We start from the raw sequence: 18,255 nt of genomic DNA, 5'->3' as shown, positions 1-18,255 counted from the left end.
GTTACAACTTTAGTATATCACGTCATAGGACACCGCATTATTCAGAGATGGATTTTGAGGTATTCTTTTAGTTCGCAATTCAAAGATTTTACTTATTAATCATAAAACTACGATAGCTGTATATTGGTAAGATGTGGCGAAATACTACTAGAATAAATATATGTGAAGCAATTGTAGAAAATATCATAGTTATCTATAATTGATTTTTACTAAATATAACAAACTTTAATTATTAGGGGGATAGAATAATGAAAGTAATACAAGTATATCAAGTTGATGCATTTACAAATGAATGTTTTAATGGAAATCCAGCAGGCGTATGTATTTTAAAAGAGCCAATTGAGGATAAATATATGCAGTTAATTGCTAAAGAAATGAATTTATCAGAAACTGCCTTTGTTCAATCACTTGAAGGTAGTGATATAAATAATACAAATATATTTTCATTGAGATGGTTTACTCCAAAATATGAAGTTGACTTATGTGGTCATGCAACAATTGCAACTTCAGAAATACTATTTAATAAAATGGGAATCAAAAATGAAAAAATTATATTTGAAACCAAAAGTGGCAGGCTTATTGCTAATAAGACTAACAAAGGCATTGCTCTTAATTTTCCAATAGATGAACCTTTAAATGTTAATTTGTCTAATGACATTTTAGAAGCTATGGGAATAGAAAGTTATGAAAATGCTATAATTGGAAAAAGTACAAAGAAACTAGTTATTCATTTAAAAACAGAAAATGAAGTGTTAAATTTAATTCCTAACTTTGAAAAAATGAAATGCCTAGAATTTGAAATGGATGTAAAAGGTGTTGGAGTTACTTGCATAGGAAATGAAAAATATGACTTTATATCTAGATATTTTAATCCATGGGCAGGAGTTAATGAAGACCCAGTTACAGGTTCAGTTCATACATTGTTAGCATTATATTGGGGGAAGTTATTAAACAAAGATGAAATGAAGGCATATCAAGCTTCTGATAGAGGTGGAGAGATTACATTAAGGATATTAACTGGAAACAGAGTAGAATTAATTGGCCAAGCAATAGTTGTATTAAAAGGTGAATTATACATATAGGTTATAGTTTACAGCAGATATTAATTGCTCAGTGTTTTTTATTATTTATAAAACTATGAGAAATTACTAAAATAAGGTCGTCTATATAAGATAACCTTATTTCAGCAGCTTAATTTACTATAATTAAATGAGCTATTTCTAAAACTTCAGAAAGGTTAAAGTAAACCTAGTGCCGATACCTATCTTGCTCTCAGCTTCAATAATACCCTCATGTGCTTCCACTATAGATTTAGCAAGGGCTAGGCCTATACCAACAGAATCACTTTTTTTAGAGGTCCTTGCTTTATAAAACCTTTTGAAAATATTAGGTAAATCATCTTCCCTTATACCTTCTCCAGTATCCTCTATTATAATTCTTCTATAAACAGGATTTTCATAAAGGTTTATAGTTACTTCTCCATCTTCCAATGTGTGCTCTATGCCATTCTTAATAATATTAATTAATGCCTCTTCAAGCCACAACCTGTCATGTTCAAAGTTAACTTCTTCTTTTTCTATGAAGTTAACCTTAACTCTATGCTCTAAAGCTTTGCTTTCCAAGGAATCTATTGCTTCCTGTATGGTTTCATTTAGACTTTGTTTTTCTCTATCAAGTTCTATAGCTTTAGCATCTATCTTGGCTAGCTTTAAAATACTATGTATAAGGTGATGCATTCTATCAAGTTGATTTTGATTACTTAGCAAAAATGTCTTACTTTGTTCTTTAGAAAGCTCCTTACTTAGCATAATGTCATTGTATACAACCATTGAAGATAGTGGGGTTTTAAGCTGATGAGATATATCTGATAAAAGGTCAACTAAAAACTGCTTTTCCTTCTTAAGTTCACCTATATTATTTTTTATTATTTCTCTCATAGAATTAAAGGAAACTGCAAGCTTAGACAGGTCTCCTTCCTTGTTTTCATTTATAGTTAAGTCGTAATCTCCATCCACAACTTTTTTTGCACCAATAGTAAGCCTTCTTATCTTTTTATAGAAAAAAGCATACTGCAAATAGTTAAGTAGTAAGAATAGAGCAGTCATCACTATAAATATTAAAAGAGTAAAATAGTTGCTCTTTTTAGAGGTTTCATTTATATAAGGAAAAAGTCCGTTATCTAAGTTTGTTGTTAAACTATATTGGCTTAAGAAAGCTTTTCCTTTTGATTGATCTTCTTGTGATATTTCCTTTGTAACAAGGGGCATGATTTCTTTCTCTAAGCTAGGATTATGCTCCACTATCCTTGCTGCAACAGCTCCCACACTTCTAATGTAATCATTCTTTAAATCATTATAATAGAGCCTTTGAACAAATATATTTGCTATGAAAAATAAAATCATTGATAAAAAAAGAATAACTGAGCTCATTTTAAGCTCAGGATTTGTAAAATATCTCTTCATATTTTATACTTCTCCTTATATGAATATCCTAAGTAACTTCTTTATCCCACTTATAGCCTAATCCCCTTAAGGTAACTATATACTTAGGTTCTCTAGGGTTATCTTCTATTTTTTCTCTTACTCTTTTAATATAAACAGATAGTGTATTTTCATCAAAGAAAACCTCAGAGTCTTCTGTAAGTTCTCTTAGTATCTTCTCACGCTTCATTAAAATCTTTGGGTTATTCATAAATATCAGTAAAAGTTTATACTCCTGAGCTGTTAAAGTAACTGGTAAATCCCTTTTCTTAACTATTGCAGTTCCCAAATCAACTTCTATTTCTTCACTTATAAGCCTATTGGAAGGGGACATAGTGCTATTAGAGCTTCGTCTTAGCAGAGCCTTTACTCGTGATAAAAGTTCTCTTACTCTAAAGGGTTTAGTTATATAGTCGTCTCCTCCAATTTCTAATCCAAGGATTACATTAACTTCATCATCCAAGGCAGTTAAGAATATTATTGGTACGTTACTTTTTTCTCTAACATATTTGCAAAGGTCGTATCCGCTTCCATCTGGTAAATTTATATCTAATATAAGAAGATCGAAGGGCTCGGAGTTAAATAGACTTTTGCTTGCTTCAATAGTTGCAGCTCTTGACACCTCATAACCTTCATCCCTAAGTGAGAATTCTATGCCCAATGCTAAAGATTCATCATCTTCAACTAATAATAGTTTATTCATCTGTTTCACCTCAAACTATATTATACCAGAATACCACATTCTTCAAAAAACTTATTTCTACTGTCAATATTCTTGTTAACCAATTCTTTTGAGAAAAACATTAATACGACGCATATATAAATAGTTTCTAACATATTTTTAATTTTAACCATTTTTTGCTTTCCTCCTATAAATTTTTTATTTACTATGCCTTAATTATATATAGTAGAGCTTTTTATATCTATATCTCTTCTCTTACAAAATAACAGGCTGTCTTACAGTTTAGTAAGACAGCCTATAATAATTTTACTCTTCTCTAATAGCTTCAATTAAATTTTCATTTTTTATTCTTCTAAGTGGTGCTAGCACTGAAATATATCCAATAACTATTGCAGAAGCTGCCGCAATAGCTATGGCATCCCAAGGAATAGTCCATGGGAACTCTCTTACGCTGCCTAGGCCTATATACATTCCATAGGAGGCTGCGCATCCTATAACAGAACCATATATAGAGCCTACAAGACCATATAGAAGCCCCTCCAGAGTAATCATTTTCTTAAGTCCTTTTTGAGTTAAGCCTATAGATTTTAAAGCTGCAAACTCTCTTTTTCTTAATATAATGTTTGTAGTAAGTGTATTTATAATGTTAACGCTTCCAATTAAAGATACTACTACAACAAAACCATATACTAGAATCTGCATCATAAGTATTGAGGTTTTACTTTTTCTATTATTGTCTATATTGTTTATTGTTTTTAAAGAAGGGTCTGATTTTATCACATTTTCAATGTCATTTAAGGCTTTCCCTTCACTTTGTATATCTTTAATTTTAATATTTAAATTTACCGGCTTAATATCCTTTTTGCCAGATAAAGCCTCTGCCACCTGAGAAGTAGATATCATTTTAAGACCGGATTGATTTCCACGGTAGTTAAAAGGTTCAGTATCAAGTATAGCCATAACCTTCACCCTTTTAACTGCATCTTTTCCGAATTCTTTTTTTTCAGGCTGTTCTACCTTATCATCATAATATTGAAGTTCTATTTCATCTCCAACCTTTACATCCGCTATTGGACCCATATAGGATTTTTTTGTTGCACCATTAAATATTTTATTTTTGTTTATTAAGATTACTCCATTTTCTTTATTAATTTTCTCTATATCAATATTACCTGATGACAGGTATTTTTTAGCTGCCTCTAAGGACTCACTGTCATATACTACTAAAGAACTAGATAAAATACTTTTTTCATTAACCTGATTATATATACCACTAATTTCTTTAACTTCACTAATCTCTTTATCTTTGCTAATTGCAGCATCAAAGGAGAAGGAATCAAATACCCTATAAACCTTGTCAACAGTACTTAGATTATTTAAAGCTTTCACCATTTTTTCATCTATTACCTTATTTTCTTCTGTAGCTTGATAATCTCTTATTACAGAAAAGTGCATATCCTTTGATTCATTTGGTGTGCTTGTAATATTCAGACTCATATCCATAAAAGATTTAAAGGTAATAAAGAGCACAACACTTATTACTACAGAAAAAACAGTAATTCTATACCTTTTTCTGTTTCTTCTTATATTTTTACTGGCAAGGGCTCCTTCAAAACCTAATATTCCTTGCATAAGCCTGTTTTTTCTTCTCTTTATTTTTTCCTTTGTTATAGAGTTTCTGCTGCTTATAGCAACTAAAGGGGATATCCTGCCTGCAAAATAAGCTGGTATCAATGCAGAAATGTATATGGATAGGAGACCAATTACTCCGCTTATAGCAAGTACTTTAAATGAGATGTCAATACTCATTGGAAATACTGAATCTCCACCTATTATATTGAAAGAAATAATTATACAATTCACTGCTAGGATTCCAAATAATAATCCTAAAGGAATGCTGATTAATGCCAAGAGGGTAGCTTCCCTTAACACAAGCTTTCTAATTTGCTTTGGTGTTGCACCTATAGCTCTCAACAACCCAAATTGCTTAATTCTTTCTACTACACTTATCTGGAAGGAGTTGTATATAACAGCAATGGTACATATAACCACTATTCCAATTATTATACCTAAGGTTAAATACAATCCATTCATACTATTACCTTCACCTACGCCCAGCATCATAAGAAGTTCAGCGTTTTCAGCAACAGTGTCCTTTGGAGCCAAAGCCTTAAGTTCACGTAGAGCAGTATTTAAATTTGTTTTGCTGCTAATTTCTACAACTAGCATTGAGTTACTCTTATCAATGTTATTACTTTTAGATAACAGTATTCCTTTATTATCTACTTGATTGCTTATATTGTTTTCTAGAATACCTGTAAGTTTATATTCTTTGTTATTAAACTTAATTATGCTTCCTACTTTGGCAGTTTTATCAATATAACTAAGAACCCAGTTTTCAATTGCTACTTCCTTATTATTGTCAGGAAGCTTTCCCTCTTTGACTCTATAAGGAAGCAGTTCTAAAGCGCTATCTGTAGCAGCTGTTTCTGTAACCTTTAATTTATTTGTCACATCAACTGGCTCGTTAAAACTTAAAAAGCCATATCTTGAAACCTTAGGATTATTAGCAATTTTTGAAACCAAGCTTTCATCTGCCTTTTGAAATATTAAATGAAATGCCCCATAGTTGTTTTTGGCCTCTTGCACTTGCGATACCTGCATACTGTGAAAGAAAAGCCCTATAGTTGATATTAGCGCAACAGATAAAACTATTCCTAAAATAGTAAGGGCAGTTCTCTTCTTAGTTGCTCTTAAATACTTTCCAGTAAGCTTTCTATATGAATCTATCATTATATTAACTCCTTTTATAAAATTTTAGTTGTTTTTCATATACTTATCAGAGACTATCTCGCCGTCCTGTATTGTGATTACTCTATCAGCCATAGAAGCTATGTTTATGTCGTGAGTAATTAAGATAAGTGTTTGGTTATACTTTTTAGCAGTGAACTTTAACAACTCAATAACCTCCTTTGAATTTTTACTGTCTAAGTTTCCAGTAGGCTCATCTGCAAGCACAATAGAGGGTCTGTTTAATAGCGCTCTGCCTATAGATACTCTCTGCTGTTGTCCTCCGGAAAGCTCTGAAGGAAGGTGATTTTTTCTATCTGTAAGTCCTAATAAGTCTATAATCTCATTGAGGTAAGTGCTATCAACCTTCTCATTATCTAAAAGAGCTGGAAGTGATATGTTTTCCTCTACATCTAAAACAGGAATGAGGTTAAAAAATTGAAAGATAAATCCTATCTTACGTCTTCTGAATATGGCAAGCTTTTCTTCTTTATAATCATAAATATTTTCACCATCAATAATAATGCTGCCTGTTGTAGGTTTATCCAGCCCTCCTAATAAATGAAGCAATGTACTTTTACCGGAACCTGATGCACCTACAATGGCAACAAATTCTCCTTTGTTAACGGATAAATTCACGTTTTTAAGTGCTTCTACCTTGTTTTCTCCACTACCATAGGTCTTATTTAAATTTTTAACTTCTAATATCTTCATAAATATCGCTCCTTTTTTATACTATGGATTAATTATATCCAATTACTGTTTTTAGCTCTATGTCTATAGACTTACAAAAGTCTCAAACTATCTTACAATTTAGTAAGACAAGGTAAAATACCATATTGGTAGGAATTAAAAAGTTTTTACTGAATATCTTTATAGTAAAGGTGGAACTGAGTTCTACTGTATAGAATAAAAGCAATGTATAATACATGAAAGTTTTTCATCAAATAAAACAATATATATGAGGGGGTATTTATTGTGAAAATTGCTATAATAGGTGCAGGGGCAATGGGTAGCTTGTATGGTGGCTATCTTTCAAAGGTTGCCAAGGAGGTATATTTAGTTGATATATGGCAGGAACATATAGAGGCCATAAATAAAAGTGGTCTTAAGATAGAAGAGGCAGATAAAGATATAGTGGTTCATCCAAAGGCTGTAACCACTGCTGAGACTGTTGGACATGTTGATTTAGCTATAATCTTTGTTAAGTCTATTATGACAGGTATGGCACTAGAGAAAAACTCAGCTCTTTTGGGACCAGACACTATGGTACTTAGCCTGCAGAATGGTTACGGAAATATAGATCAGATATACAAATATGTAAAAATTGATAATGTTATAGCAGGGACTACTGCCCATGGAGCAACAATGTTGGCACCGGCTCATATTAAACATGGAGGCACAGGAGAAACTCATATTGGCTTAGTTGTGAAGAAGGAAGATAAAAGAATTCATAATATAGCTAAGCTTTTGAGAGAGGCAGGCTTTAGTACTATTATTTCAGATAATGTTATGGAACTTATATGGTCCAAGCTAATAATCAATGTAGGAATCAATGCTCTTACCGCTATATTTAAAGTGGAGAATGGAAAACTTCTAAAATTTGAGGAAACAAAAGATCTTATGACAATGGCAGTTAAGGAAGCTGTTAAAGTAGCAAAGGCATCAGGGATTATTTTTGATGAAGAAGCTATGATAAAAAAAGTTATGGAGGTTACCTATAATACTTCTGAAAATAAATCCTCTATGCTTCAGGATATTTTAAATAAAAGAAAAACAGAAATAGATACAATTAATGGAGCTATTGTAAAAGAAGGTGAAAAGTATTTAATTAGTACCCCTGTAAATCTTGTACTTACTAATATGATTAAATCATTAGAAAAAGGTATTTAAGCAATAGATAAAATAGATTACCGTAGAGCTTCACTATATATTGAAAGGGAGATAAGCAATGGAGCAAAAAAATGATTATAATATAAATTCACTTATTAGGTCTTTAAATATACTAGAATATTTAGTAGACAACGGTGAGGTAAGTATATTAGAGATGTCAAACTCCTTTGGCATGGGAAAAAGTACAGTACACAGAATACTTGGAACCTTTAAGACAATGGGATATGTTGATCAAAACAAAGAAAACAACAAATATTATGCAACACTAAAAATATTTGAACTAGGTAATAAAGTTGCAAATAGAATTCCATTAAAGAAAATCGTAAGACCATACTTAGAGGAATTATTTGAAAAGTGTCATGAGACTGTTAACTTTGCCATTGTAGATAAAAATGAAGTTGTATTTCTAGATAAAATTATTACTGCAGAGCCTTTAAGAATAGAGCTTGAGGTAGGGAAAAGGGTACCTGTTCACTGCAGCGCCCTTGGAAAGGCATTTATAGCTTTTAAAAGAGATTTAGATATTTCTCAATTGAAGTTAACTAAAATAAACAATAATACTATAGATTCTGCAGAAAAACTTATGAGTAATCTGGAAGAGATAAGAAGAAATGGATACGCCTTAGATGATGGAGAGTATATAGAGGGGCTTATATGCATTGCAGTACCAATAAAGGATCAATTAAACAATGCTATTGCTGTAATAAGTATTGCTACCCCTGCAGTTAGGATGGAAGAAGAAAAAAAACAGATATATGTTAGATTATTACAGGAGACTGCCTTAAGGATATCAATGCATAGTGGATTTGTATCCAACTGATAGTAGGAGAGAATCCTGCCAAATTAGATTAAGTTTTATTAAGAAGTTTATAGTAAGGCCTGCAGTAATTCATATAAACAGAGTTTAGCACTGAAGATAATCTTATTTTCAGTGCTAAAGCTTTTATATTAAAAGTAGCTAAAAATATCTTATAAAATTGTTTAAATTCATAAGTGAATTCCTATTAATTTTTAATTTAATAATAAAATATGAAAAATAATGGTAATTTTTCAATTTATAAAGAATATATATTAAATATAAAACAATAATGGAATTCAGTTCTACAATGTAGAACTGTTAAAGGGAGGAATAAAAGTGAAAAAGAAAATGACTGTTTTAGATTTCCAAAAGTATAAGGATGAAGGTAAAAAGTTTACCTATGTAACAGCTTATGATTATACAACAGCTTCTATTGTAAATGACAGTGAGTGTGAGGTTATTCTAGTAGGTGATTCACTTGCTATGATTATGTTAGGTTACACAAGTACAACTGCTGTTACTATGGAAGACATGATTCACCACATTCGTCCAGTAGTTAAAGGTGCTCCTAATACATTTATTGTTGGAGATATGCCTTTTGGATCTTATAATGTTAGCTGTGAGCAGGCTATTGCCAATGCAAATCGACTTATTAAAGAAACTGGCTGTGACTGTATAAAGTTAGAAGGCGGCATTGAAATGGCAGATAAAATTAAAGCCATTGTTAAAGCAGGAATACCGGTAATGGGCCATTTAGGACTTACACCACAAACTACCAGCCAGCTTGGAGGTTTCAGAGTACAGGGCTCTACTCCTGAAAGTGCTGCAAAGCTCATTGAAGATGCTAAGACAATTGAAAAAGCAGGTGTATTTTCTATTGTTCTTGAATGTGTTCCTAGTTGTGTGGCTAGAGCAATGGCGAAGGCTGTTAAAGTCCCTGTATTAGGTATTGGAGCGGGACCTGATGTGGATTGTCAAGTATTGGTTACACAGGACTTATTAGGAATGTATGGAGATTTTAAACCGAAATTTGTTAAACAATTTGCACAAATTAGAACTGCCATGGTAGAAGGCCTTAATCAATTCCACAAAGAAACTCTTGAGGGAACTTTCCCTTCACCTGAATTCAGTTTTAATGCAAAGGTGCCAGGATATGAAGAAGGTGCTTGTGCAGGAGAACTGAAGGAAGAAGTACTAAAAAAACTATATTAAAATATTATTAGGGGGCATAAAAATATGAATATTTATATATTGGGAATTGCCTTATATTGTATAGCTCTAATAATTATAAGCGTAGTGGTATCTAAATTTGTAAAGAGTGGAAGTGACTTTATAGTTGCAGGAAGAAGATTTAATTCTGGACTACTCTTTGCTACATTAATAGGAGGAAATATAGGGGCTGGCTCTACTGTTGGTATTACAGGGCTTGCATATACCTCTGGTATATCAGCAGTTTGGTGGATGATCATGTCAGGTATTGGAAGTTTAGTTCTTGCATTTTTCGTAGGACCAAAGGTTTGGGAATTATCTGTTAAATATAACTTACTTACAGCCGGTGACTTTTTAGATAAGAGATATTCCAAAAAGTTTAAAGGTGTTTTTTCTACAATGATGGCAATTGGAACCTTAGCACTATTTGCAGGACAGCTTATGGGTGTTGCTTGGATATTAAATGTTATTGCAGATGTGCCTAAAACTACAGGAGTAATTATTGGTGCATTAGTTGTTACAATATACTTTGCCTTTGGAGGAATAGTATCTGCTGCATATGTAGGAATATTAAAATTAGTAGTAGTCTTAGCAGGATTTATAATAGCAGTGCCTTTTGCACTAGGACACGTTGGAGGTTTTAGCGGACTACACACAATGGTATCAGCAAATTTGGCAGATGTAGCTAAAACAAATAGTTATTTTAGTTTCTTTGGTTTAGGGGCTACCGTAATAATAGGATACTTCTTTATGCTTACTCCTTCCTTCTTCGTATCTCCTGGTCTAGTTGGAATAGTATTTGGTTCTAAGGACAAATCTACCATAAGAAAAGGCACTACCTATAATGCAATTGTGCAGTTTGTCTTTGCATTTATTCCAGCAATACTTGGAATGTGTACCTTCGCAATGTTTCCACATTTAACACAACAGGATTTAGCATTGCCTACAGCAATGAAAGAGTTACTACCTACCTGGGTGTCAGCAATAGCTTTAGCAGCAGTTTTTGCAGCAGAAATAAGTACCGCAGATACTGTTCTATATATGTTAACCACATCCTTCACCAATGATATATATAAAACCTTCTTTAAGCCTAAAACTACAGATATTGAACTGCTTAAACTAAGTAGATATGTTACTTTTATTTGCGGAGTTCTTGGTGTTGGAATGTCCCTATTACTTCCTAATATAATAACTGCTCTTTCAATTTTCTATACGCTAATGTCTGTATCCTTAACAGCACCATTACTTTTTGGTATATTTTCAAATCGTCCTACTGCAGCAGCAGCTTCAGTTTCAGCAATTTTAGGTGTTGCAGTTACAATTATTCTGACCTTTGGTATCAAAGTGAAACTATTTGGGATTCTAAATGCTCAAACTACTGGAATGATTGTATCACTTATTATAATGGCTATAATGATGTATGCATTCCCAGCTAAAGCCTTTAAAGAAGGAAAGAAAGAAATAGAGATGGAGTCGATGCAATAAATAAATATAAGTAGTATTTATTTGTTTTGATTAAAATAGTTCTTAGAATTGGGAGGAAATAAAATGGTTTTTGATTATTCATATGCAGACTATGCTTTTAAAAATGGAAAGGTAATTACAGTAAACCAGAAGGATGAAATTGCTGAGGCAGTAGCTGTAAAGGATAACAAGATAGTTTACGTAGGGGATAATGAAGGATTAGAAAAGATTATTGATTCTAATACTAAGGTTATTGATCTTAAAGGCCGTGCTTTAACGCCTGGCTTTATTGATACTCACTATCATCCTATCTTAAATGGATTCTTCGAAAACACAGAAGATGCTGCAATTATAAATACTGGATATGCTAATTGTAAATCAATTAAGGATATTGTCGAATTAATAAAAAAAGCTGCTGCAAAGAGAAAACCTGGTGAGTGGATTTCAATGATGGGCTATGATCAAAACAGAGTAGAAGAAAAAAGGCATATAACAATAGAAGAAATGGACGAAGCTGCGCCAAATAACCCTGTACAGTGCATGAGAACCTGTGGACATATTTGCATGTATAATACAGCTGCTCTAAATGCAGTAGGAATATACACTGCAGAAGATGCTAAAAAGTTTGCTCATGATGAGGTAGTAGTTGAAAATGGCAAGTTAACTGGTATGGTCAAAGATCACACACATTTTTATCTTTGGAGCAAGGTAGTTTATACTGATGAACAGCAGAAGGCTGCTGCTATGAAATCAAATGATTTACTTCTTAGAAATGGAGTAACCTCTGTACATGATGCAGGGGAGTGTGATAGACCATCCTATCACATTATGCAGAGTCTTTGTAGATCTAGAGAATTTAAGATTAGAGAATACATGATGCTTCATAGTATCTTTGGAAAACCGGTTTCCATTGAAGATAACGATCATTTCCTTAAACTAGGACTTCAGTCTGGAATAGGAGATGAACATTTTAAAATTGGTACTTGTAAATTTATGATAGATGGCGGCACCAGCGGACCTTCCTGTGCAACAAGAGAGCCTTACTGTCACGATCCTAACATGCCTGGTATTCTTGGCTGGGAAAGGGAAGAGGTAGCAGATTATATTAAGATGATAAACGATGCTGACTGTCAGGCATCAGCTCATGCTGTTGGTGACTTAGCTGTAGAGTTTATGGTGGAAGGTTATGAAAAGGCCTTTGAAACCAATCCAAGACCAGGTGCAAGACACAGAATAGAACACTGTGCCATTGTAGATCAGGATCTCATTGACAGGATGGCTAAACTAAATATTTGCCCAAGTGTAAACCCTGGATTTATCGCATGGAATGGAAGAAATTATTTCAAGTTCTATGGTGAAAGAATGAAATATTTTGCTGCTCTTAGAAGTATGATTGATGCAGGAATTATGGTTTCAATCGGAAGTGATGCTCCTTCAGGCCCTGTAGAATCAATGTCTATATTAGATGCCTGTGTAAATAGAACTGACAGAGTAACAAATGAACCAGTAGATCAAACTCAGAAAATCACTATGCTAGAAGCAATAAGACTTTACACCTATAACGGAGCTTATTCAAGTTATGAAGAAAAAATTAAGGGAAGTATCGAGGTTGGCAAGCTGGCTGATATAGTTGTTTTATCTGAGGATATTCTAGCATACCCACAGGATAAGATACTTGATATCAAAGTTGATATGACTATGATTGATGGAAAAATTGAGTATGAGAGAAAATAGATGCTGCAACAATAATACTGTAATATTATCTTTTAATAAAAAGTTACTTGACTTTAATAAATGAAAGTGATACACTGGTAACAATAAATTTTTAGGAGGAATTAATTATGAAAAACTTATCAAGTATAACAATGCAAGTTGTATTTAATAGCCAATTTAGATAGGTTTGTACCTAATAATTTTACATAGGTACAAACCACCTAATTCATGGAATTAAAAGGTTTGTATCTATGTTGGCTATAAAGTATAAGTTTTTCAGTAATTATTTTATAGAAGCCACATAGATAGTCTATGTGGCTTTTTCGACTTTTTGTATGCATTTACAGGCCACATGGAGTACCATGTGGCTTTTTGCATACAAAAAAATATGGAAGGGAGAATTTTTATGGAAGCAGCATCAGGTGTATTAGTTCAAAGCTTAATCTTATCAATTATGGTATTGGGGGTTTATATAAGTTATAAAATTTTAGACTTTCCTGATTTATCTGCAGATGGAAGTTTTACTTTAGGAGCAGCAATAATAGTTACAATGTTAAAGAAAGGAGTATCTCCTGCCTCAGCTATGTTGATTGCTCTATTAGCTGGATTAGCAGCAGGGTTTTTAACAGGAATACTACATGTAAAGCTTAAGATATCAAATTTACTTTCTGGAATTTTAGTAATGGGAATTTTGTATTCATTAAATTTAAGAATTATGGGAAAGGCTAATATTCCTATATTTAGCCAAGCAAATATATTCTCTGATTTTAATCCTTTAATAATTGCCTTTATTCTTGTAGTCATAGTTAAAGTTTTCATTGATGTATTTTTGAAAACAGGACTAGGGTATACCCTGAAGGCTGTTGGAGATAATCCTCAGATGATTAAATCCTTAGGAATAGAGGTAGGAAGCATTAAAATATTAGGACTTATGCTATCTAATGGACTTATAGCACTTTCAGGAAGCATGATGGCTCAATACCAAGGCTTTTCTGATATTTCTATGGGAATTGGCACACTAGTTTTAGGAATAGCATCAATAATTATTGGAACATCAATAATAAAAAAGAAAACGCTTATTAAGGACACAACTCTTGTAATATTAGGCACATTGATTTACCAAGTTACTATATATTTTGCCATGAATGTAGGACTAACTCCAGTTGACCTAAAGATGATAACATCCTTAGTAATTATTATATTCTTAGCTGTCAGAGGAGTTAAAAACAATGAAGAGAAAAAAATGGGGAGGTGGATTATAAATGTTAAAAATTCAAAACTTATCAAAAAGCTTTCATAATAACTACATAGGTGAAAACAAGCTGTTCTCAAACCTTAATCTAAAGATTAATAAAGGTGACTTTGTAAGCATAATTGGCAGCAATGGTACTGGTAAATCAACGCTATTAAATATAATTTCAGGGGTAATTGAAGAAACTTCAGGCAGCATTTTACTTCAAGATAAGGATATAACTAAAATGCCTGAGCATAAAAGAACTAGGATTATAAGCAGGGTTTTTCAAAATCCAGCATTAGGTACATGCCCTTCTATGACAGTAAGAGAAAATTTATCTTTAGCACTAAATAAGGGAAAATTGACTAACCTTAAATATTGTCTAAGATACAAAACAGACTACCTAAGAAAATTACTAGAAGGCATATCCCTAGATTTAAAAGGCATGCTAGACGTAGAGGTGAAATATCTTTCAGGAGGACAAAGACAAGCTTTATCACTAATAATGGCAAGCATATGTGAACCAAAACTATTGCTTTTAGATGAACATACCGCTGCCTTAGATCCTAAAACCTCTAAAGAGGTGATGAAACTTACGGAAAAAATTGTGAAAGAAAAAAATATTATTACGTTGATGGTAACTCACAATTTAAAAGATGCAATAGAGTATGGTAACAGACTTATTATGTTACATAAAGGTGAAGTTATCTTGGATTTAGATGAGAAGAAAAAGAAGGAAATAACTGTAGAGGACATATTAAAAAAATTTGAATATGCAGTATAAAGAGGAGATGGGATTATGAAAAAGATAGTTGTTGGAATATTAATAGCTGCTAGTGTGATGACAGGCTGTGCAAAAACAGAGAGTAAAAAGAAAGTAATAAATATAGGTATAAGTCAAATTGTAGAGTATGTTGCCTTAGATGAGAACAGAAAAGGATTTATAAAAGCTCTTGAGAAAGGGGGATATAAAGAAGGAGAAAATATAAAAATAGACTATCAAAATGCTCAGGGAGATATAGCAGTAGCTCAAACTATAGCAAAGAAATTTTCCTCAGATAAGAAAGACTTAATTTTTGCTATAGGTACTCCAGCAGCACAGGGAGCATTTAATACAACAAAGAAAATACCAATAATGATTAGCTCTGTTACTGATCCAGCAAAAGCTGAATTAGTTAAATCTGTAGAAAAGCCTGAAACTAACGTATCGGGAACCTCAGACTACTTACCGGTGGAAAAACAGTTGGATTTAATAAAGAAACTTGTACCAAAGGCGAAGAAAATAGGATTTATATATAATACAAGTGAAGTAAATTCAGAAGTTCAATTAAATGAACTAAAAAAGGTTGCCAAGGGTTACGAAATTATTCCAGCAGGAGTAACCAGTACGAATGATGTAAACAGTAATATAGCTAGTTTAGTAAAAAAGATAGATGTACTATATGTACCTACAGACCAATTAGTTGTATCATCAATGCCTATAATAGCTAAGCATACATTAGAGGCAAAGATTCCTATAATTGCAGCGGAAAAGGGAAGTGTAGAAGCAGGAGCCCTTGCTACCGTAGGAATTAATTACTATAAATTAGGTTACGAAACAGGAAAAATGGCAGTTTCAGTATTAGAGGGAGAAGATATTTCTAAAATGCCAATTAAAATATCAAATGAAACTGATGTATATATAAATGAAGATAGTCTAAAAAAGCTGAATATTGAAAAACCTTCAATGGAGAATGTTAAATATATCAAAACCAAGTAATTTTCAAGTATACTTATTAAGACAGGAATTAAAAAAGGAATGCTGTGACACATTCCTTTTTTAATTCTGATATATGGTTTTAAGCTGTATAAACATCAGATTGTTTTTTAGTATTAGCCTTTGAGGATTTAAACATAATAAAGGAGGTATATACTATTACGCAGGCAACTACCCATTTTAAAATATCTAAAGGCAGTGATTTTACAACATATGCAGCTATTAATACGCCTATAGAACCTAAAATAGCTATAGCCACTGAGGCCTTTGTTGAATAGGCTCCATTTTTTATGAATTGATAAGATGAAAAAGGCATTAATAATGCACAGGATCCCATCATTATAGGGAAAGCTACTTGAGGCCCCATGCCTAGTGCAAAGACTAAAGCCATACAAGGAGCATAAAGTCCTATACCTATGGTCATAAGTGCACCGAATAGGAAGTTACCAGCAAGTCCAATTATTAGCTTGACTCCTGTAAGAGCAGTTTCATTTCCGCCTACAGGGAAAAGCTTTAATTGTCCTGCAACCATAAGTGCAGCTACTGCTAAAAGGGCTAAACCCATGGAAATCTGAATAGTTTTTTCATCAAATTTGGAAACTACTTTAGCACCTACTACAGCACCTAGAACTGCAGCTGCTAACATACTAAAAAGTGTTACAGGTTCTATCTTTATAACTGTCATAAATATAAGTGCCTCTAATATAGTAGGTATAGTATTAGCCACATTCAAGGTTCCTGGAAGTTTTTTATCCTCTATTAACTTGAAATTTTTGAATAATGAAGTTTCTATGGCAAAACTTCCTATTCCTAGAGTATCAAAAAAGTTAGCTAACATACCAATAAGTCCAAGTTTTATAAAGCTTCCTTCCTCTAAAGTACCTTCCTTTTTCTTTTTAATATAGTCTTTGATGAGTATGAAAGAATACCAGATACTGCTTGCTACCATAAATAATAGTACGATTTTTAACATATTTATCCCCCTTGTTTTTATTGTTTTCGAGTATTTTCTATTTATAGTGATTTAATTTTACAATAAATTCTCTCTTTTTTCAATATAGTTTAAATTTGTGAAATTGAAATTTTGATATTGCAAATTTAAGCACTCAATTATATAATTGAGCTTAAAATATTAAGATAAGAATGGATGATGTCTATGCCTGTGAATTCTTTTGAAAATTACCCCATGAGTTGGAAACCAAAATTGACTGAGAGCAGTCAACCGTTATACTTAGCCATTGCAGAGCTGTTAGAGGTGGATATTCAAAGTGGCGCACTACTTCCAGGAACAAAATTACCTCCACAAAGAGAGTTGGCTGACTACCTAGATATTAATGTAAGCACTATTAAAAGAGCCTTTAAGGTTTGTGAGGATAAAGGACTGCTTAGCGGAAGAGTTGGTAGTGGCACATTTGTAGCATATGGTGCATTGGCGAATACTTATCTTGCACCTAATTATGATGCACCACAGTTGATTGAAATGGGTTCAGTCTTTCCTGAGACTACATCCCATGAAGAAACAAACAATTTGATTAAGAAAATTCTTACTGAACCAAATTTAGGTAACCTATTCCAATATGGCAGACCGGAAGGAGTTTTATGGCAAAAAGAAGCGGCGCTCAAACTAATCAGTAATGCAGGATATGAAACAACGGCAGAACACCTTCTGCCAGCAAGTGGAGGTCAAAATGCTATTGCAGCAATTTTAGCGGGACTTTTCAAGACAGGAGACCGAATTGGAACAGACCCGCTAACTTATCCGGGATTCATAACCGCTGCTAAAATGTTAGGCATCCAATTAGTTCCTATTCGTCAGGAAAACAATGAAATGAGTAAAGAAGCATTGATTTACGCCTGGAAAAATGAAAAAATTAAAGGCATATACATTATGCCGGATTATCAAAATCCAACAACACATATAATGTCAAAGGCTTGTAGAAAAATGATTGCAGATATTTCAAGGAAATTAAATCTTATTGTAATAGAGGATGGAATTCACAGTTTGTTGAATGAGCATCCACAAAAGGCAGTTGCAAATTATGCACCGGAACAGACCATATATATTGCCAGTTTTTCGAAAACAGTAGCTCCAGGACTTCGCCTTGCTTATGTAGTGACGCCTGAAAAATATAAAAGTGATTTATCAAATGCTTTGTATAACATAAATCTCACATTGTCTCCATTTCTTGTTGAACTAGCATCCCGTATGATAGCTTCAAGGGAGGCGGAAAGACT

The 18,255-nt window shown here is 32.8% G+C and carries 15 protein-coding genes; 10 read left to right on the top strand and 5 right to left on the bottom strand.

Annotated elements, in window-relative coordinates; translation table 11 throughout:
* The first annotated feature begins 248 nt into the window (after nt 1–248).
* Nucleotides 249–1,082 (top strand): PhzF family phenazine biosynthesis protein, encoded by an 834-nt coding sequence (locus N4T77_RS19570; RefSeq protein ID WP_261673548.1) that lies wholly within the window; start codon nt 249–251, stop codon nt 1,080–1,082.
* A gap of 138 nt (nt 1,083–1,220) precedes the next feature.
* Here N4T77_RS19570 and N4T77_RS19565 read toward each other — a convergent pair whose 3' ends face one another.
* From N4T77_RS19565 to N4T77_RS19550, 4 genes are all read right to left on the bottom strand, one after another.
* The gene (locus tag N4T77_RS19565) at nt 1,221–2,462 is read right to left on the bottom strand and encodes a HAMP domain-containing sensor histidine kinase (protein WP_261673547.1); all 1,242 of its coding nucleotides are present in this window, start codon (nt 2,460–2,462) and stop codon (nt 1,221–1,223) included.
* 28 nt (nt 2,463–2,490) lie between these two features.
* Entirely contained in the window at nt 2,491–3,183 is a 693-nt protein-coding gene (locus N4T77_RS19560; protein ID WP_261673546.1) for a response regulator transcription factor, read from the bottom strand.
* Nucleotides 3,184–3,468: 285 nt separating this feature from the next.
* Complete coding sequence (locus N4T77_RS19555; protein ID WP_261673545.1) at nt 3,469–5,955, bottom strand: ABC transporter permease; 2,487 nt, start codon at nt 5,953–5,955, stop codon at nt 3,469–3,471.
* A 24-nt stretch (nt 5,956–5,979) separates the two neighbouring features.
* A complete protein-coding gene (locus N4T77_RS19550; protein ID WP_261673544.1) occupies nt 5,980–6,666 on the bottom strand; it encodes an ABC transporter ATP-binding protein in 687 nt (228 codons plus the stop codon).
* Between the two features lie 264 nt (nt 6,667–6,930).
* On the opposite strand from N4T77_RS19550, the gene N4T77_RS19545 reads away from it, so the two are divergent.
* The 8 genes from N4T77_RS19545 (at nt 6,931) to N4T77_RS19510 (ending at nt 16,023) form a co-directional block, all read left to right on the top strand.
* Nucleotides 6,931–7,845 carry a ketopantoate reductase family protein gene (locus tag N4T77_RS19545; RefSeq protein ID WP_261673543.1) on the top strand — a complete coding sequence of 305 codons (915 nt, stop codon included), beginning with the start codon at nt 6,931–6,933 and terminating at the stop codon, nt 7,843–7,845.
* A gap of 58 nt (nt 7,846–7,903) precedes the next feature.
* On the top strand, nt 7,904–8,665 hold the full coding sequence (locus N4T77_RS19540) for an IclR family transcriptional regulator (RefSeq protein ID WP_261673542.1): 762 nt from the start codon (nt 7,904–7,906) through the stop codon (nt 8,663–8,665).
* A gap of 327 nt (nt 8,666–8,992) precedes the next feature.
* Complete coding sequence (panB, locus tag N4T77_RS19535; protein WP_261673549.1) at nt 8,993–9,856, top strand: 3-methyl-2-oxobutanoate hydroxymethyltransferase; 864 nt, start codon at nt 8,993–8,995, stop codon at nt 9,854–9,856.
* Nucleotides 9,857–9,880: 24 nt separating this feature from the next.
* The gene (locus N4T77_RS19530) at nt 9,881–11,338 is read left to right on the top strand and encodes a sodium:solute symporter family protein (protein ID WP_261673541.1); all 1,458 of its coding nucleotides are present in this window, start codon (nt 9,881–9,883) and stop codon (nt 11,336–11,338) included.
* A gap of 63 nt (nt 11,339–11,401) precedes the next feature.
* Nucleotides 11,402–13,051, top strand: a complete 1,650-nt coding sequence (locus N4T77_RS19525; RefSeq protein WP_261673540.1) for an amidohydrolase — start codon at nt 11,402–11,404, stop codon at nt 13,049–13,051.
* 385 nt (nt 13,052–13,436) lie between these two features.
* The gene (locus N4T77_RS19520; protein ID WP_261673539.1) at nt 13,437–14,330 is read left to right on the top strand and encodes an ABC transporter permease; all 894 of its coding nucleotides are present in this window, start codon (nt 13,437–13,439) and stop codon (nt 14,328–14,330) included.
* Entirely contained in the window at nt 14,293–15,048 is a 756-nt protein-coding gene (locus N4T77_RS19515) for an ABC transporter ATP-binding protein (protein ID WP_261673538.1), read from the top strand. Before N4T77_RS19520 ends, N4T77_RS19515 begins: the two co-directional genes overlap by 38 nt.
* A 15-nt stretch (nt 15,049–15,063) precedes the next feature.
* Nucleotides 15,064–16,023 (top strand): ABC transporter substrate-binding protein, encoded by a 960-nt coding sequence (locus N4T77_RS19510; protein WP_261673537.1) that lies wholly within the window; start codon nt 15,064–15,066, stop codon nt 16,021–16,023.
* 79 nt (nt 16,024–16,102) lie between these two features.
* On the opposite strand, the gene N4T77_RS19505 is transcribed toward N4T77_RS19510, so the two are convergent.
* Nucleotides 16,103–16,993, bottom strand: a complete 891-nt coding sequence (locus tag N4T77_RS19505) for a sulfite exporter TauE/SafE family protein (protein WP_261673536.1) — start codon at nt 16,991–16,993, stop codon at nt 16,103–16,105.
* Between the two features lie 213 nt (nt 16,994–17,206).
* Between N4T77_RS19505 and N4T77_RS19500 the strand changes: the two genes are divergently transcribed.
* A partial coding sequence (locus tag N4T77_RS19500; RefSeq protein ID WP_261673535.1) for a PLP-dependent aminotransferase family protein occupies nt 17,207–18,255 on the top strand: 1,049 nt, incomplete at its 3' end.

The sequence above is a fragment of the Clostridium sp. CX1 genome (genome assembly GCF_025398335.1).
Taxonomy (GTDB): domain Bacteria; phylum Bacillota; class Clostridia; order Clostridiales; family Clostridiaceae; genus Clostridium_AM; species Clostridium_AM tanneri.
Note: the sequence above shows the minus strand (reverse complement) of the source record. Positions and strands in the feature narration are given on the sequence as shown.